Annotated in this window: 18 protein-coding genes and 1 pseudogene; 12 read left to right on the top strand and 7 right to left on the bottom strand. The window is 73.4% G+C overall.

Features of this window, described 5'->3' with window-relative positions; all coding sequences use genetic code 11:
* The first annotated feature begins 55 nt into the window (after positions 1–55).
* Positions 56–868, top strand: a complete 813-nt coding sequence (locus PSED_RS23260) for a YceI family protein (RefSeq protein WP_013676689.1) — start codon at positions 56–58, stop codon at positions 866–868.
* Here PSED_RS23260 and PSED_RS23255 read toward each other — a convergent pair.
* The 3 genes from PSED_RS23255 to PSED_RS23245 form a co-directional block, all read right to left on the bottom strand.
* Complete coding sequence (locus PSED_RS23255) at positions 856–1359, bottom strand: tRNA (cytidine(34)-2'-O)-methyltransferase (RefSeq protein WP_013676688.1); 504 nt, start codon at positions 1357–1359, stop codon at positions 856–858. The two genes, PSED_RS23260 and PSED_RS23255, sit on opposite strands and share 13 nt — an antisense overlap.
* A 55-nt stretch (positions 1360–1414) precedes the next feature.
* Complete coding sequence (locus PSED_RS23250; protein ID WP_013676687.1) at positions 1415–2236, bottom strand: helix-turn-helix domain-containing protein; 822 nt, start codon at positions 2234–2236, stop codon at positions 1415–1417.
* 73 nt (positions 2237–2309) lie between these two features.
* Entirely contained in the window at positions 2310–2807 is a 498-nt protein-coding gene (locus tag PSED_RS23245) for an amino-acid N-acetyltransferase (RefSeq protein WP_013676686.1), read from the bottom strand.
* Positions 2808–2851: 44 nt separating this feature from the next.
* On the opposite strand from PSED_RS23245, the gene rimO reads away from it, so the two are divergent.
* From rimO to PSED_RS23225, 4 genes are all read left to right on the top strand, one after another.
* A complete protein-coding gene (rimO, locus tag PSED_RS23240; protein ID WP_013676685.1) occupies positions 2852–4339 on the top strand; it encodes a 30S ribosomal protein S12 methylthiotransferase RimO in 1488 nt (495 codons plus the stop codon).
* Positions 4340–4352: 13 nt separating this feature from the next.
* On the top strand, positions 4353–4970 hold the full coding sequence (gene pgsA / locus PSED_RS23235; protein ID WP_013676684.1) for a CDP-diacylglycerol--glycerol-3-phosphate 3-phosphatidyltransferase: 618 nt from the start codon (positions 4353–4355) through the stop codon (positions 4968–4970).
* 195 nt (positions 4971–5165) lie between these two features.
* Entirely contained in the window at positions 5166–5537 is a 372-nt protein-coding gene (locus PSED_RS23230; protein ID WP_013676683.1) for a helix-turn-helix domain-containing protein, read from the top strand.
* A gap of 308 nt (positions 5538–5845) precedes the next feature.
* On the top strand, positions 5846–6664 hold the full coding sequence (locus PSED_RS23225; protein WP_013676682.1) for a PspA/IM30 family protein: 819 nt from the start codon (positions 5846–5848) through the stop codon (positions 6662–6664).
* 63 nt (positions 6665–6727) lie between these two features.
* Here the strand turns inward: PSED_RS23225 and PSED_RS23220 are convergent, their stop codons facing one another.
* Positions 6728–7576 (bottom strand): DNA-formamidopyrimidine glycosylase family protein, encoded by an 849-nt coding sequence (locus tag PSED_RS23220; protein ID WP_013676681.1) that lies wholly within the window; start codon positions 7574–7576, stop codon positions 6728–6730.
* A 232-nt stretch (positions 7577–7808) separates the two neighbouring features.
* On the opposite strand from PSED_RS23220, the gene PSED_RS23215 reads away from it, so the two are divergent.
* The 6 genes from PSED_RS23215 (at position 7809) to yidC (ending at position 13057) form a co-directional block, all read left to right on the top strand.
* Positions 7809–8714 (top strand): ABC transporter ATP-binding protein, encoded by a 906-nt coding sequence (locus tag PSED_RS23215; RefSeq protein ID WP_013676680.1) that lies wholly within the window; start codon positions 7809–7811, stop codon positions 8712–8714.
* The gene (locus PSED_RS23210) at positions 8711–9502 is read left to right on the top strand and encodes an ABC transporter permease (RefSeq protein WP_013676679.1); all 792 of its coding nucleotides are present in this window, start codon (positions 8711–8713) and stop codon (positions 9500–9502) included. The genes PSED_RS23215 and PSED_RS23210 overlap by 4 nt, the downstream gene beginning before the upstream one ends.
* Positions 9503–9510: 8 nt before the next feature.
* Complete coding sequence (locus PSED_RS23205; protein ID WP_013676678.1) at positions 9511–10794, top strand: sensor histidine kinase; 1284 nt, start codon at positions 9511–9513, stop codon at positions 10792–10794.
* Positions 10791–11429, top strand: a complete 639-nt coding sequence (locus PSED_RS23200) for a response regulator (protein WP_013676677.1) — start codon at positions 10791–10793, stop codon at positions 11427–11429. The genes PSED_RS23205 and PSED_RS23200 overlap by 4 nt, the downstream gene beginning before the upstream one ends.
* Before the next feature lie 44 nt (positions 11430–11473).
* Complete coding sequence (locus tag PSED_RS23195) at positions 11474–11764, top strand: DUF6412 domain-containing protein (RefSeq protein ID WP_013676676.1); 291 nt, start codon at positions 11474–11476, stop codon at positions 11762–11764.
* A 117-nt stretch (positions 11765–11881) separates the two neighbouring features.
* Positions 11882–13057: a membrane protein insertase YidC gene (gene yidC / locus PSED_RS23190; protein ID WP_013676675.1), complete on the top strand. Its 1176-nt coding sequence runs from the start codon at positions 11882–11884 to the stop codon at positions 13055–13057.
* 71 nt (positions 13058–13128) lie between these two features.
* Here yidC and PSED_RS23185 read toward each other — a convergent pair.
* Positions 13129–13425: pseudogene (locus PSED_RS23185) on the bottom strand (MmyB family transcriptional regulator); the annotation flags it as partial.
* 294 nt (positions 13426–13719) lie between these two features.
* A complete protein-coding gene (locus tag PSED_RS23180) occupies positions 13720–14304 on the bottom strand; it encodes a TetR/AcrR family transcriptional regulator (protein ID WP_013676674.1) in 585 nt (194 codons plus the stop codon).
* Positions 14305–14368: 64 nt separating this feature from the next.
* Between PSED_RS23180 and PSED_RS23175 the strand changes: the two genes are divergently transcribed.
* Positions 14369–14614, top strand: coding sequence for a hypothetical protein (locus tag PSED_RS23175; RefSeq protein ID WP_013676673.1), 246 nt, complete (start codon positions 14369–14371; stop codon positions 14612–14614).
* A 222-nt stretch (positions 14615–14836) separates the two neighbouring features.
* Here the strand turns inward: PSED_RS23175 and PSED_RS23170 are convergent, their stop codons facing one another.
* Complete coding sequence (locus PSED_RS23170) at positions 14837–15049, bottom strand: hypothetical protein (RefSeq protein ID WP_083845262.1); 213 nt, start codon at positions 15047–15049, stop codon at positions 14837–14839.

The raw sequence follows: 15049 nt of genomic DNA, 5'->3' as shown, positions 1-15049 counted from the left end.
CAAGCGTCGTGGGACGAGACCGGGGCGCGGCGCGGCCACCGGGCGGAGTGCACTCATGCCGATCCCGCTGACCGGCGGGCTGCTCAGCGGCCAGGTCCGTGACGCGGACGGCAAACCCGTCGGCGGCGCCGAGGTCTCGGTGTTCGACCGGTCCAACCGCCGGGTGGCCCACGCCGACAGCGACCCGTTCGGCTACTTCGCCGCCGCTGTCGTGCCGGGCGACTACCGGGTGCGGACCGACTTCGGCGGTTTCCAGAGCGTGAGCAACTCCGTCGAGGTCGAGTGGGGCAAGCACGCCGAGCTCGGCGACATCCTGCTGATCGCCGACCCGAGCCTCGAGCCGCCCGCGCCCGGCGTCTACGAGATCGACGCCGACCACTCCGCGGTGCGCTTCGTCGCCAGGCACATCGCGCTGTCGAAGGTCTACGGCCGGTTCAACGACTTCCGTGGCCTCATCCGCATCGAGGACCCGCTCGAGCAGTCCTCGGTCGAGGTCGTGATCGACGCGGCGAGCGTCGACACCAACGTCGAGGCGCGCGACGCCCACCTGCGTTCCGCCGACTTCCTCGACGTCGAGCGGTTCCCGCAGCTGCGGTTCAACAGCACCCGGTTCACCCGGCGCACCGGCAACCACTGGCTGGTCGACGGGGAGCTCACGCTGCACGGCCTGACCAGCGACGTCCAGCTCGACACGACGTTCCTCGGCATGCAGGAGTGGAACGGCCTGCGCGCGGGCGTCGTCGCGACCACCGAGCTGCACCGTGAGCACTTCACGCTCAACTGGCAGCAGATGCTCTCCAAGGGCGTCCCGGTCGTCGGCTCGACGATCGAGATCTCCCTCGACATCCAGGGTGTCTACAAGGGCTGAGCCTCGCCGGCCCGCGGGCCGACGGGGGTGGCGGCGCCCGCGAAGCCGAGGCGCCGCCAGGCTTCGTAGACCGCGACCGAGACGGCGTTGGCGAGGTTCAGCGACCGCGAGCCCGGGATCATCGGCAGCCGGACCCGGTCGGTGACCTGTGGGGCGGCCTGCACCTCGGCGGGGAGCCCCGTCGACTCCCGGCCGAAGAGCAGCACGTCGCCGCGCTCGTAGTCGACGTCGGTGTGATGCTCGGTGCCGGTCGTGGTGAAAGCGTGCACCCGGGCGGGCAGCAGCGCCGCCCACGCCGCGTCGAGGTCGCGGTGCACCTGGACGTCGGCGAGCTCGTGGTAGTCCAGACCCGCGCGGCGGACGTGGCGGGCGTCGAGGGAGAACCCCAGCGGCTCGACGAGGTGCAGCTGCGCGCCGGTGTTGGCCGCCAGCCGGATGATCGCCCCGGTGTTCTGCGGAATCTCCGGGGTCAGCAACACGATCCGGAACACGTGCCGATCCTGGACCCGGGGCCGTCGCGGCGCCCGCCCGGGGTGCTGCTCACGGTCAGGTCGGGCGCTCGGCCAGCCACCGGGTGGCCGTGGTCCCGCCGAGCTCGCGGAAGTCGCGGGCCAGATGGGGCTGGTCGGCGTAGCCGCAGCGGGCGGCGACGTCGGCGAGTGCGGGGCGACGCCCGGGATCCCGCCCACCGGACCGCAGCATGTCGCACGCCCGCTCGAAGCGGATCACCCGCGCGGCCGTCTTCGGGCTCACCCCCAGCTCGTCGTGGAAGCGGGTCGCGAGGTGCCGGCGGCTCCAGCCGAGGTCACGGGCCAGCGCCTCCACCCGCACCGTCCCGCCCGACGCCGCCAGCACGTCCCAGGCCCGCGCGACCTCCGGGGCCGGCTCCGGCGCCCGCGAGCTCGCGGCCAGCCGGGTCAGTTCCCGATCGAGCACCGCGAACCGGTGTGCCCACGACGGTGCCGTCGCCAGCCGTTCCCGCAGCTCGACGGCGCCGCGGCCGAGCACGTCACGCAGGTCGACGACGTCACCGGCGAGCGCCGCGGCCGGGACGCCGAGCAGCATGCGGGCCCCGCGCCAGGTCAGCCGCAGCTGGATGCCGGTCTGGGCGGGCCCCTGTGCCATGACGGCCGGCCGGTGGTGCAGGCCCGCGACCATCGCGTCGAAGCGGCCGGGCCCGCGGCCGGCACCGGGCGTCTGCAGGACCTCGACGTCACCGTCGAGGCAGAGCAGGAATGTCAGGTGCGCGCCGGGGACGCCCTGATGGGTGCCGGGCGGGGTCGCGGCCATCCGGTAGCCGGAGCAGAGGTCGACGAACGGCCGCAGCGGCGCGGGCGGCCGTCGCCACACGAGCTCGTCACCCGTCATCCGTCCAGGCTACGGGTTGCCTGACACCGCGGCGAGTGATCCGTCCGACGCCCCTGGCGAGGCGGCCGCGTGCTCACAGGTTGAGCAGCATCCGCACGTTGCCCAGGGTGTTGGGCTTGACGTGCGCGAGGTCGAGGAACTCGGCGACACCGGCGTCGTAGGAGCGCAGCATCGCCGCGAAGACGTCGGTCGAGACCGGGGTGCCGTCGATCTCGGCGAAACCGTGCCTGCCGAAGAAGTGCTTCTCGAACGTCAGCACGAACAGCCGCTTCAGGCCGAGCTCGCGGGCGTTGTCGATCAGCGATGACACGATCGCGTGCCCGACACCCCGGCCGAGCGTCGACGGGTCGACCGCGACGGTGCGGATCTCGCCGAGGTCCTCCCACAGGACGTGCAGCGCCCCGCAGCCGACGACCGTCCCGTCCAGCTCCGCGACGAGGAACTCCTGCACGGACTCGTAGAGGGTGACGATCTCCTTGGCCAGCAGGACGCGTCCCGCGTAACCGTCCACGAGGGACTTGATCGTCGTCACGTCGGCGGTCCGGGCCCGCCGCACGAGCACGTCTGCCACGACGGGTCAGAATAGATCAGAGGCCCCGGGATACCCTGTGGCACGTGCCGAAGCCCCCGCCGCCCGAGTCCGCCCCGCGGCGTGCTGCCCTGCTCACCCTGGGGTGTGCCCGCAACGAGGTCGACTCGGAGGAGCTCGCGGGCCGGCTCGCGGGCAGCGGCTGGGAGCTCGTGGAGGCCGACCCGTCCAGCGGCGGTCCGGCGCCCGACGTCATCGTCGTCAACACGTGCGGGTTCGTCGAGCAGGCCAAGAAGGACTCGATCGACACGCTGCTGTCCGCGTCCGACGTCGCGCAGGCCACCGGGGCCAAGGTCGTGGCCGTCGGCTGCCTCGCCGAGCGGTACGGCGCCGAGCTCGCCGAGAGCCTCCCGGAGGCCGACGCGGTCCTCGGCTTCGACGCCTACCCGGAGCTGGCCGAGCGCCTCGGTGAGGTGCTCGGCGGTCACGCGCCCGCGCCGCACGTCCCGGTCGACCGGCGGACGCTGCTGCCGCTCACGCCCGTCGCCCGGCCCACGGCCGCCGCCGACGTCTCGGTCCCCGGCCACGAGTGGGTGCCCGACCTGTCCCGCGTGCGGCTGTCCGACGGGCCCGTCGCCAACCTCAAGCTCGCCTCGGGGTGCGACCGGCGGTGCGCGTTCTGCGCGATCCCGTCGTTCCGCGGCGCGTTCGTCTCCCGCCCGCCCGCCGACGTGCTCGCCGAGGCGGCCTGGCTCGCCGAGCAGGGCGTCCGCGAGCTCGTGCTGGTCAGCGAGAACTCGACGTCGTACGGCAAGGACCTGCCCGGTGGCACCCGTGCGCTGGTCGACCTGCTCCCGCGGCTCGCCGCCGTCCCGGGCATCGAGCGGGTCCGCGCCTCCTACCTGCAGCCCGCCGAGATGCGGCCCGACCTCGTCTCGGTCATCGCGACGACGCCCGGCATCGCGCCGTACTTCGACCTCTCCTTCCAGCACGGGTCCGCTGCCGTCCTGCGCCGCATGCGGCGCTTCGGCGGCCGCACCGACTTCCTCGAGCTGTGCGAGCGCATCCGCGCCCTGGCTCCGGAGGCGGGCATCCGCAGCAACGTCATCGTCGGTTTCCCGGGCGAGACCGAGGACGACCTCGCCGAGCTCGAGGCGTTCCTCACCGGCGCCCGGCTCGACGCCGTAGGCGTCTTCGGCTACTCCGACGAGGACGGCACCGAGGCCGCGGGCTACGACGGCAAGATCGACCCCGACGAGGTGCAGGCCCGGGTGTCGCGGATCTCCTCGCTGGTCGACGAGCTGGTCGCGCAGCGGGCCGAGGACCGGGTCGGGTCGGAGGTCGTCGTGCTCGTCGAGCAGGCCGAGGACGACGACTTCGAGTGCACCGGGCGCGCCGCCCACCAGGCCCCGGAGGTCGACGGCGAGTGCGTCGTCGAACGCGGGTCCGGGCTGACGGCCGGTGAGCTGGTGCGCTGCGTCGTCGTCGACACCGAGGGCGCCGACCTGATGGTGTCCCCGCGCGAGGTCCTCCCCGGCGGGCGCGCCGGGCTCGTCGCGGCGGGGTCGGCATGACCCGAGGCCGGCGATGACCGGTTCACCCGCGAGCGCGTCCTCGCCGCCGTTGCTCAACATCGCCAACGTCCTCACCGTCGTCCGGCTGCTGCTGGTGCCGGTCTTCCTCGTCGTGCTCTTCGTCGACGACGGGCACTCCGTGGCGTGGCGGCTGGTCGCGTCGGGGGTGTTCGCGGTCGCCGCCATCACCGACCGCTTCGACGGGCAACTGGCCCGCAGCCGGGGACTGGTCACCGACTTCGGCGCCGTGGCCGACCCGATCGCCGACAAGGCCCTCACCGGCGCGGCGTGGATCGGCCTGTCGCTGCTCGGGCTGATGCCGTGGTGGGTGACGATCGTCATCATCGGCCGCGAGCTCGGCATCACGCTGCTGCGGTTCTGGGTGATCCGGCACGGGGTGATCGCGGCCAGTCCCGGCGGCAAGGCCAAGACCTTCGTGCAGAGCCTCGCGATCGGGCTCTACCTGCTGCCACTCGTGGAGCTCCTGGGCCCGTCGGTCACCGTCGACGTCGTGCGCTGGGCCGTACTCGGGCTCGCGCTGGCGCTCACCGTCGTCACCGGCGCCGACTACGTGGTGCGTGCCGTCCGGCTGCGACGCGCCGCCCGTACCGCGGTCCACGACGTGCCGTGACCACGTCGGCGGGGCGGCCGGACGACGTCGCCCGGCCGGGGGTGTTCGCCCTCGGCGGACACGTCCGTCCGGCTCGGCAGGCGACGCGGAACGTCCGCAGTCGGTACGGTGAGGCCACCGGGCCGTCCGCGGTCCGGGCACGGATCCGCCAGGGTTGCCCGGCGGGCCGTGGCACGGGTGGACGAGGAGGGTCGCATGGCTGTGCTGCTGCGTGAGGCGATCGGCGGCAGCCTCCGGCGTGCCCGGACGGACCGTCGTCGGACCCTGCGCGAGGTGTCCCGGCAGGCCCGGGTGAGCCTCGGCTACCTCTCCGAGGTCGAGCGCGGCGTCAAGGAGGCATCCAGCGAGCTGCTGGCCTCGATCTGCGAGGCCCTCGACATCGCCCTGCCCGACCTGCTCACCGCGGCGGCGGAGGAGATGGCCGAGTCGATGCGGCCGCAGATGATCGTGCCGATCGGCCAGCGCCACGCCGACCTGCGCATCGCCGGCACCGCGACGGGCGCGGCCGGCCCGCAGCCCGCGACCACCCCCGCGTCGCCCGTGGCGAGCGTCAGCGCCGCCGCCTGACCGCCGCCGCCCCGACCGCTTCGCGACTGCCGCAGCCCACTGCCGCCCGGCCGTGGGCGCCGCGTGGCGCCCTCCCGTCGGTGCTGGTCGCGCCCTCGAGCCCGGCCTCCGGGAATCCCCCGGATTCGGTAGCCTGGGCCCCGGGTCGCCCCGACGGCGACCTCCGGACGATCCCCGATATCGTCGCGCCGCGCTGGAAAATCGGTCGTGCGCGGTGCCACGATGGGGGCCGCAGCGCGCACCGGGGGGCTGGTTCCGGCTTTGCGCGGTGACTGATCGGTGTCGCACTCGGAGGTAAGGCGGAGCAGATGGCCAACGGTTTCACGAAGGCCTGGAAGTACCTGATGGCGCTGTTCTCGTCGAAGGTCGACGAGTACGCCGACCCCAAGGTGCAGATCCAGCAGGCCATCGAGGACGCCCAGCGTCAGCACCAGGCTCTCTCGCAGCAGGCTGCGGCCGTCATCGGCAACCAGCGCCAGCTCGAGATGAAGCTCAACCGGCAGCTCGGCGAGATCGAGAAGCTCCAGGCCTCGGCCCGGCAGGCCCTGGTGCTCGCCGACCAGGCCCGGGCGAGCGGCGACGAGCAGAAGGCCACCCAGTACGAGCAGTCGGCGCAGGCCTTCGCCACCCAGCTCGTCACGGCCGAGCAGTCGGTCGAGGACCTCAAGGTCCTGCACGACCAGTCGATCGGCGCCGCGCAGCAGGCCAAGCAGGCCGTCGAGCGCAACTCGATGATGCTGCAGCAGAAGATCGCCGAGCGCACCAAGCTGCTGAGCCAGCTCGAGCAGGCCAAGATGCAGGAGCAGGCCGCGGCCTCGCTGCGGCAGATGACCGAGCTCTCCGCGCCGGGGAACACCCCGTCGCTGGAGGAGGTCCGCGAGAAGATCGAGCGGCGCTACGCCAACGCGATCGGCTCCGCGGAGCTCGCCCAGAACTCGGTGCAGGGCCGCATGCTCGAGGTCCAGCAGTCCACGGTGGACATGGCCGGTGCCAGCCGCCTCGAGCAGATCCGCGCGTCGCTGCACGGCACCCCCGTCGCCGGCGAGGTGACCTCGGGGCAGACCGCCCCGGCGCCCGCCCAGCCGCAGGCCAACCCGGCGGCGCAGCCCCAGCCCGGCACGAACTGACGGTCCTGCCCTCGACGCCCGTCCCGGTCCCCGGGGCGGGCGTCGTCGTCTTCACGGGCCCGGTCAGTACCGACTGGGGCCGGTGCGCCGGCGCGCCGGCCGGTGGGTGGCCACGGGTGCGGGGCCCGGCTGGCAGCGCGGGCACCAGTACGCCGGGCGCGCGTACACCCCGTCGCCCTGGTCGGCGGTGCGGATGCGGGTCCTGCAGCGCAGGCACTCCCGGCCGCCGCGCTCGAACACCCACTGCGCCTCACCGGCCCGCAGCGACCCCGTCGTCGACTGTTCGGGACGGTCGGCGTTCGCCAGCAACAGCTTGCGCGACAACGTGATCGCCGCCATCGGGTCGGGGAGGTCGCGGACCGGCGTCCACGGGGAGACGCCCAGCAGGAAACAGACCTCGCTCTTGTAGAGATTGCCGACCCCGGCCATCACCCGCTGCTCCAGCAGCACCAGGCCGACCTCGTGGTCGGCGCGTGAGACGAAGCGGCGCAACGCTTCCGCTGCCTTGCCGTCGTCCCACGCGGGGTCGAGGAGGTCGGGGCCCAGGTGGCCGACGAGCCGGTCCTCCGCGGCCGTGGGCAGCAGTTCGAGGTCGTGCAGCGCGAAGCCGACGGCGACCCGCTCGTCGGTGGCCAGCACCGCGCGCGCCTCGTGCTCCGGGCGGCGCCAGCGCATGCCGGGACGATAGAGGTGCCAGGAACCGTCCATCCGGAAGTGGCTGTGCAGGCTGCGGCCGTCGTCGAAGCGCGTGAAGAGGTGCTTGCCGACGCTCGCCACGCCGGTGACGACGAGCCCCGCGAGATCGTGCTCGGCCCAGCGTGGATGGCGCACCTCGCCGCGCACCAGCCGGTTGCCGGCGAGGGCCGCGTGCAGCCGCTTGCCGGCGAGATGGACCGTGTCGCCCTCGGGCACGCTGCGACGGTATCCCGCCAGGAGGCGCGGCGCGCGGCCTCCGGCCGGGGGTCGGGATCGGGGGCGGGGGCGTGCCTGCCGGGACGGGGCCCGGGGCATGCCCGCCGGGCCTGCCGCGGGGGCGCCGGCTGCGGCGATCAGCCGATCGGTTGACCGGCGGTCCACCCCGCGGTGCCCGGGGTGCAGCCTCGCGTTCGATCCGCGGCGCCGCCCGTCGCACCAGTCTTGGTGCATGGCGGTCATCGAGGTCAACGGCTTGCAGAAGCGCTACGGGGAGCATCTCGCCGTGGCCGACGTGTCCTTCGAGGTGCAGGAGGGGGAGATCTTCGGGGTGCTCGGCCCGAACGGGGCGGGCAAGACGACGACGGTCGAGTGCATCGAGGGCCTGCGGGTGCCCGACGGCGGGACGATCCGCGTGCTCGGGCTCGACCCGCAGCGCGACGTGACCGAGCTGCGGCGGGTGCTCGGGGTGCAGCTGCAGGACAGCAAGCTCCCCGAGCGCATGACGGTCGCCGAGGCCGTCTCGCTCTACTCGTCGTTCTACGACGATCCTGCCGACGGTGACGCGCTCGTCGACCGGCTCGGCCTCACCCGCAGGCGCGACACCCGGTTCGGCAAGCTCTCCGGAGGTCAGCAGCAGCGCCTCGCGATCGTGCTCGCGCTGCTCGGCAGGCCCCGCGTCGCCGTCCTCGACGAGCTGACGACGGGGCTGGACCCGCAGTCGCGCCGCAACACCTGGGAGCTGGTCGAGCAGGTGCGCGACGACGGGGTCACGGTCGTGCTCGTCACCCACTTCATGGAGGAGGCCGAGCGGCTCTGTGACCGGATCGCGCTCATCGACGCCGGGAAGGTCGTCGCGATCGACACGCCGTCGGGGCTGGTCGAGCGCACCCGGGCGCCGCAGGTCATCCGGTTCAGGCCGTCGGAGCCGGTCGACGAGGCGCTGCTGCGCGGGCTGCCCGAGGTCACCTCCGTCGTCCAGCGCGACGGGCGCGTCGAGATCACCGGGACCGGCGACGTCCTCGCGACCGTCACCACCGCACTCGCGCAGCGGCGCATCGTCGCGGCGGAGCTGCGCGTCACCCAGCCACGACTCGACGACGCGTTCGTCGCCCTCACGGGGGAGGGGATCCGATGACCACGACCACCGCGGCACCCGCCGGGACGGGCCGTCCGAGGACGTCCGGGTTCGCCGGGCTCGGCGCGCTGACCCGCTCCGAGCTGCGACTGTTCCTGCGCGACCGGGCCGGCGCCGTCGCGACGCTGCTGTTCCCGACGGTCCTGCTCGTCGTGCTCGGGCTGATCCCGTCGTTCAAGGAGCCGGTCACCCCGGGCGGCCCGCGGCTGATCGACCTCTACGTGCCGATCATGGTCGCGATGGTGCTCGCGGTGTCGGCCGTGCAGGCGCTGCCCGCCGTCGTCGCGACCTACCGGGAGCAGGGGGTGCTGCGCCGGATGCGCACGACGCCGGTCCGGCCGCAGACGTTGCTGCTCGCGATCACCGCGACGATGCTCGGCGTGACGCTGGTGTCGACGATCCTGGTGCTGCTCGTCGCCCGGCTGGCGTTCGGCGTGCCGCTCCCGCAGGACCTGGCGGCCTACCTCGTCACGCTGGTGCTGCTCGGCGGGGCGGTCTACGGGCTGGGGCTGCTCGTCGCGGCGGTCGCCCCGAGCGGGCGGACGGGCAACGCGATCGGCACCGTGCTGTTCTTCCCGCTGATGTTCTTCGGTGGGCTCTGGCTGCCCCGCGACGTCATGCCCGAGGTGCTGCGCACGATCAGCGACTACACGCCGTTGGGTGCGGGGGCCGGTGCCCTGCAGGCGGCCGCCGCCGGGTCGTGGCCGCAGCTGCTGCACCTCGGTGTGCTGCTGGCCTGGACGGTGCTGACCGGTCTCCTCGCGACTAGGTTGTTCCGCTGGGAGTAGGGGGAACCATGGCGACGCGGGAGCTGGACCGGCTCGACGTTGTCGAGCAGCGGATGGACAAGGCGATCGACCGGTTCGCCGCGCTCGCCGGTCTCCTCCTCGGCACGGTGCTGACGGCGTTCGCGGTGTCGGGCGAGACCGCCACGACGTGGGCGTGGATGGCGGCCCTCACCGCCGTCGCGCTCGGCTGGATCTGGTTCCTGTCGGTGCGCGAGCCGATCCGGGCCCGCGTCCCGGTGGTCGGCGGGGTCTACATGGCCGGCCTGCTCGTCCTGATGGCCGCGTTGACCTGGCTCTCGCCGTTCTACGCGTTCATGGCGATCGGCGGGTACGGCCACGCGTTCTGCTACCTGCACGGACGTTGGCGCTACGTCGCGGTCGCCTTCGTGGGCGGGTGCGCGGCGTTCTCGCAGATGGGCGGCCGGCTCGCGCTGCCGTGGAGCACCGGATGGTGGTGGGCGCTGGCCGCGCTGCTGGTCGGCAACGCCGTCGTCGCGGGCGGGTTCAACTGGTTCGCGGCGATCAGCGCGCAGCAGACGGAGCGCCGGAAGCGGATGATCGCGGAGCTGGAGGAGACCAACGCGCAGCTGGAGACCGCGCTGGCGGAGAACGTCCAGCTGCACGCCCAGCTCGTCGCCCAGGCCAGGCAGGCGGGTGTGCAGGACGAGCGCACCCGGATGGCGCGGGAGATCCACGACACCATCGCGCAGGGCCTGACGGGCATCGTCACCCAGCTGGAGGCCGCCGACGCCGCCTCGAGCGAGGCCGACGTGCGCGACCGGCTGCGGATCGCTCGCGGTCTCGCGCGCGAGAGCCTCACCGAGGCCCGGCGGTCGGTCGACGCGCTGCGCCCCGAACCCCTCGAACGCGCGCAGCTGCCCGAGGCGCTGGCCGATCTCGTCGACCGCTGGTCGGAGACGACGGGCGTCCGGGTGCGACGCGAGACCACCGGCGCGACGCGGCCGTTGCTGCCCGACGTCGAGGTCGCGCTGTTCCGGGTGGCGCAGGAGGCGCTGGCCAACGTCGCGAAGCACGCCGAGGCGACGACCGTCGGGATCACCCTGTCCTACATGGACGACGTGGTCGTGCTCGACGTGCGCGACGACGGTCGCGGGTTCGACCTGCCCGACCGCGGTGCGGGCGGGTTCGGGCTCACGGCGATGGAACAGCGCGTGCACCGCGTCTCGGGCACGCTGACGGTGGAGAGCGCGCCTGGCGAGGGGACCGCGCTGAGTGCGAGCGTGCCGGCGATCCCGGCCGAGACCCGAACCTGCGGAGAGGTGCCCCTGTGAGTTCGACCATCCGGGTCCTGATCGTCGACGACCACCCCGTGGTCCGCGACGGGCTGCGCGGCGTGCTGTCGGGCGCGCCGGACCTGGTCGTCGTCGGCGAGGCGGGCGACGGGGCCGAGGCGCTGGCCCGGCTCGCGGCCGCCGACGATCCCGTCGACGTCGTGCTCATGGACCTGCGGATGCCGGTGATGGGCGGTGTGGAGGCGATCAGGGAGCTGCGCCGCAGCGGGTCGGCGCCGCGTGTCCTCGTACTGACGACGTTCGACACCGACCGCGACGTGCTGCCCGCCATCGAGGCCGGCGCCACCGGCTACCTGCTCAAGGACACCCCGCGCGACGAGCTGCTGCGCGCCGTCCGGGCCGCGTACCGGGGCGAGGCCGTGCTCTCGCCCGCCGTCGCGGGCCGGCTGATGGGGCAGGTCCGCACGCCGACCGAGGAGGCCCTGTCGAGCCGCGAGCTGGAGGTGCTGCAGCTCGTCGCCGCCGGTGCGACGAACCGCGAGGCGGCCCGGCGGCTGTTCATCAGCGAGGCGACGATCAAGACGCACCTGCTGCACATCTACGCGAAGCTCGAGGTGCGCGACCGGGCCAGCGCGGTGTCCGCCGCGTACCGCCGCGGGTTGCTGACGACGTGACGGTCGTGTCGTCCGGTACCGTCTAACGGGACGAGGGGGTGACGATGCGCAGCGCGCCGACGGTGCAGGCACTGGTCCTGCTCGTGGTCGGCTACGCGCTGCTCGCCGGTGAGCCGGGCGTCGTCATCGGGGTCCTCGGCGCGGCACTGCTCGCGTGGGGGATGGCCCGGCACGCGTCGGCCGTCCTGCGGGTGGCCGCGGCGCCGCTGCACGCGCTCGTCGTCAAGGCGTTGCGGCAGGCCAGAGCGCGTGCCGCCGCGCCGCGCCAGGAGGACCCGGACGCCGCGGGGCACACCCGCGCACGGGCGCCGTCGGGGCTGCTCCCGGCGGTCTGAGTCGTCCCGCGTTCCGGGGACGCGCCGCCGGGGTCGTTCGTGTCCCCGTCACCGGTCCTTCCTGGAGTCCCGCATGTCCTCGTCGTGCCCTGTGCCCGCCCCGACCGGGGTGGCGCCGTGCTGAACTTCCTCTACTACCCCGTCTCCGCCGTCATGTGGTTCTGGCACCAGGCGTTCGCGCTCGTGCTGGGCCCGTCGAGCGGGTTCGCCTGGGCGCTGTCGGTCGTCTTCCTGGTGCTGACGCTGCGCGCCATCATGATCAAACCGTTCCTGTCGCAGGTGCGGTCCGGGCGCCGGATGCGCGCCCTCGCCCCGCAGCTCGCGGAGATCCGCAAGCGCCACGCGAACGACAAGCAGAAGATGCTGGCGGAGACGCAGAAGCTCCAGAAGGAGCACGGCGTCTCGACGCTGGGCGGCTGCCTGCCGCTGCTGATCCAGATGCCCGTCTTCCTCGCGTTGCTGCACGTGCTGCGCTACTTCAACCGGCCGGGCCTGACGTTCGAGCAGAACGCCGCGATCGGCAACTACGTCTTCGGGCCCGACGAGGTGCGCTCGTTCCTCGAGGCCCGGCTGTTCGGGGCGCCGCTGTCGTCGTGGGTGTCGATGCCGCAGTCGCTGCTCGACTCGTTCGGCTCGCACGTGGAGCGGTGGGAGGTCGTCGTCGTCGCGGTGCCGTTGATGCTGCTCGCTGCGGTCGCCACGCACATCACCGCCCGCAACTCCCAGCGCCAGCAGCTGGCCGCGCAGACCGCCCCGCCGGAGCCCGGCACCCAGGCCGCGCAGATGGCCGGGTTCATGAAGCTGACCCCGTGGATCTTCCCGCTCGGCGTCATCCTCGGTGGGCTGTTCTTCACGTTCCCGATCGCGATCCTGCTGTACTGGCTGACGAACAACGGCTGGACGATGGTCCAGCAGCACCTGGTGCACAAGGCGATGGACCGCGAGGAGGCGGCGCAGGCCGAACAGAAGGCCGCGGTCGCGGCCGTGACCGCGCCGAAGCCGGGCGTGCGGCCGCCGGCCGTGACCCGCAAGCCGGGGGCGAAGCCGGTCGCGGGGTCGGGGTCGCCCGCGGAGACGGCGGCCGTCGGCGGGTCGGGGCCTGCTGCGGCGGGGCCGGGTGTGTCGGGGTCCGCTGCGGCGGCTGTCGGACGTGCGGCCTCCGGTGGGGGCGGCGCGGCGCGGGCGGCGGCGCGCCGGGGCGGCTCCGCGAGCGCACGGCGGCCCGCAGGGACGTCGGGCAAGGCCGCCGCGGGCCGCAAGAAGTCCGGGGCCCGCAAGGGCGGGCGTCGCTGACGGCGTCGCCGACCGGTGCGGCGGGTGCCGAGGTGCGGCGGGCTCTCGGTGCCCCGCCGGGCGGTCAGGTCGCCGACCAGCGGATGGCGGAGGCGTTTCGAGCCGTGCGTGCGCTGGTGGACACGGTGCTGCTCCCACCACTGGTCGAACTCGCGGCTGTCCGCGCGCAGCTGCGCGACGAGCTCGACGGTCGCCCGGGCGTCCGGGTCACGGCCCACCTCGAACCGGAGGCTCTCCACCGCGGCCCGGGCCTGGTCCTGCCGGTCCACGAAGAGCGATCGGGCGTCCTCGTCCATGAACATCCAGCGCGCGTAGCTTCGGTGCGCAGGTGGTAGCCGGTCGAAGTCGGTGAACAGCGCCGCGGCCACCCCGACACGGCCCCACACTCCCGAAGGGCCGCAGTCAAGATCGCGACCCGACCGCCGGAAGTGCCAACGTCCTTCACGACGAGGACCCGGCGACCCTGGACCTCGACCCCCTCGGCGCGGCGGCGCGTCCCGTAGGGCTTGGCGGCCTTACGCACAGATGCGACGGGCAGCCCGGCGGTCAGGCCAAGCGCGGTGGCGATCGAGGTCGCCCCGAGCGGCTATCACGCCCGCAAGAAGCGCCGTGCCGCGCGCGGACACTGCACGACGCGGCGCTGGCCGAGACGATGCCAGGGCTCAGGCGCCGAGCGAGTCGAGATGGCGGCGCACCACGTCCCGGGCCAGCCCCGGCGGCAGGGAGCCGGGATGCAGCGTCCCCGCGAACCCCAGCCCGTCGATCAAGCAGGCGAGCCGCTCCGCCTCGACCGCAGTCCGCTCCGGGGGCACCCGGTTCTCGACGATCCGTCGGGCCAGCTCGCGAACGCCCGCGTGCAACAGTTCGGCTGTCGCTCGGTAGGCGGGAGCGGTGCGGGCGGCCAGGGCGAACTCCAGCCAGACCGTCGTCTCCCGGGTGCTCACCGCGTCCCACGGCAGCAGTTCGGCGATCATCCGCTCCGCGACGACACCCCGGTCGGTCTCCGCGTCGAGCTCGGCCCGGTGCGCCTCGAGGCGCGTGGTGACACGGGCGATCACCTCCGCGGCCGCCTCCGTGAGCATCTGCTCTGCAGAGTCGAAGTAGTGCCGCACCGAGCCGATGGCCAGCCCGGCCGTCTCCGCGACCCGCCGCAGGGACGCCCCGTGCACCCCGTGCTCCACGACCACCGTGAACACGGCGTCGAACACCTCGCGGCGCCGCTGCTCCGCGTCCACCACCTTCGGCATCTCGCCTTTCTAGCATGAGCGTGCTACGTTGTTGTAGCAAGGCCGTGCTAAATAAGGAGGAGCGATGGAGACTGTGTTGACGTTCTTGCTGGTCAGGTTCGCGGTGCTGGCCGTGATCGTTGCCGTGCTCGTGATCGTCGGGTTCGCGTTGATCACCAGGCTGAAGCGGCGCGGACGCTGGGAGGAGACTCGCCGCCGCCTGGGCCCCGTCGCCTCCCGGGCAGCCGCCGGGTACGCGCGCCGCCGCGGTGGATCGTGGGGGAGTGGCTTTGATCAGAAGGTGGCGCGCCGGCTCGGGGATCGCCTGTGACCGTGGCGGACCTCCTGCTCGATCTCCTCGCCAAGGTGGGCATCGTCGCCGCGTTGGTGGTGGTGGTCGTCCTCGCCTGCGTGGCGATCGCGAGGCAGTCCCGCCGATGACGTCGCGGCAGGAGGCACGCCCGAGACCCGGCTGACCGATGGTGGTGGACCACCGCGAGGTGCTCTCGGCCGTCGCCCCCCTGATCCGATGGCCTGGGGCAGCGCTTTTTCATCAAGGCGGTGTTGCGCGGTCCGGCGACCAGGTGGCGGACGCAGTGATGCTCCACTCGGTGGGAGACTCCCGGGCGACGTCGGTGAAGCGGCTGTAGTGCAGCTGGTGCACGACGGTGATCGTGCTGGTCGGGGCGTTGCGCTGCTTGGCCAGGATCAGGTCGGCCTCGCCCGCCCGCCACCGCGCCCCCCGGAACACCGAATCGAGGATCAT

The sequence above is a fragment of the Pseudonocardia benzenivorans CB1190 genome (assembly GCF_000196675.2).
Classification (GTDB): Bacteria; Actinomycetota; Actinomycetes; order Mycobacteriales; family Pseudonocardiaceae; genus Pseudonocardia; species Pseudonocardia benzenivorans.
The sequence above is the reverse complement of the archived record's forward strand: the minus strand, read 5'-3'. Positions and strand labels throughout refer to the sequence as shown.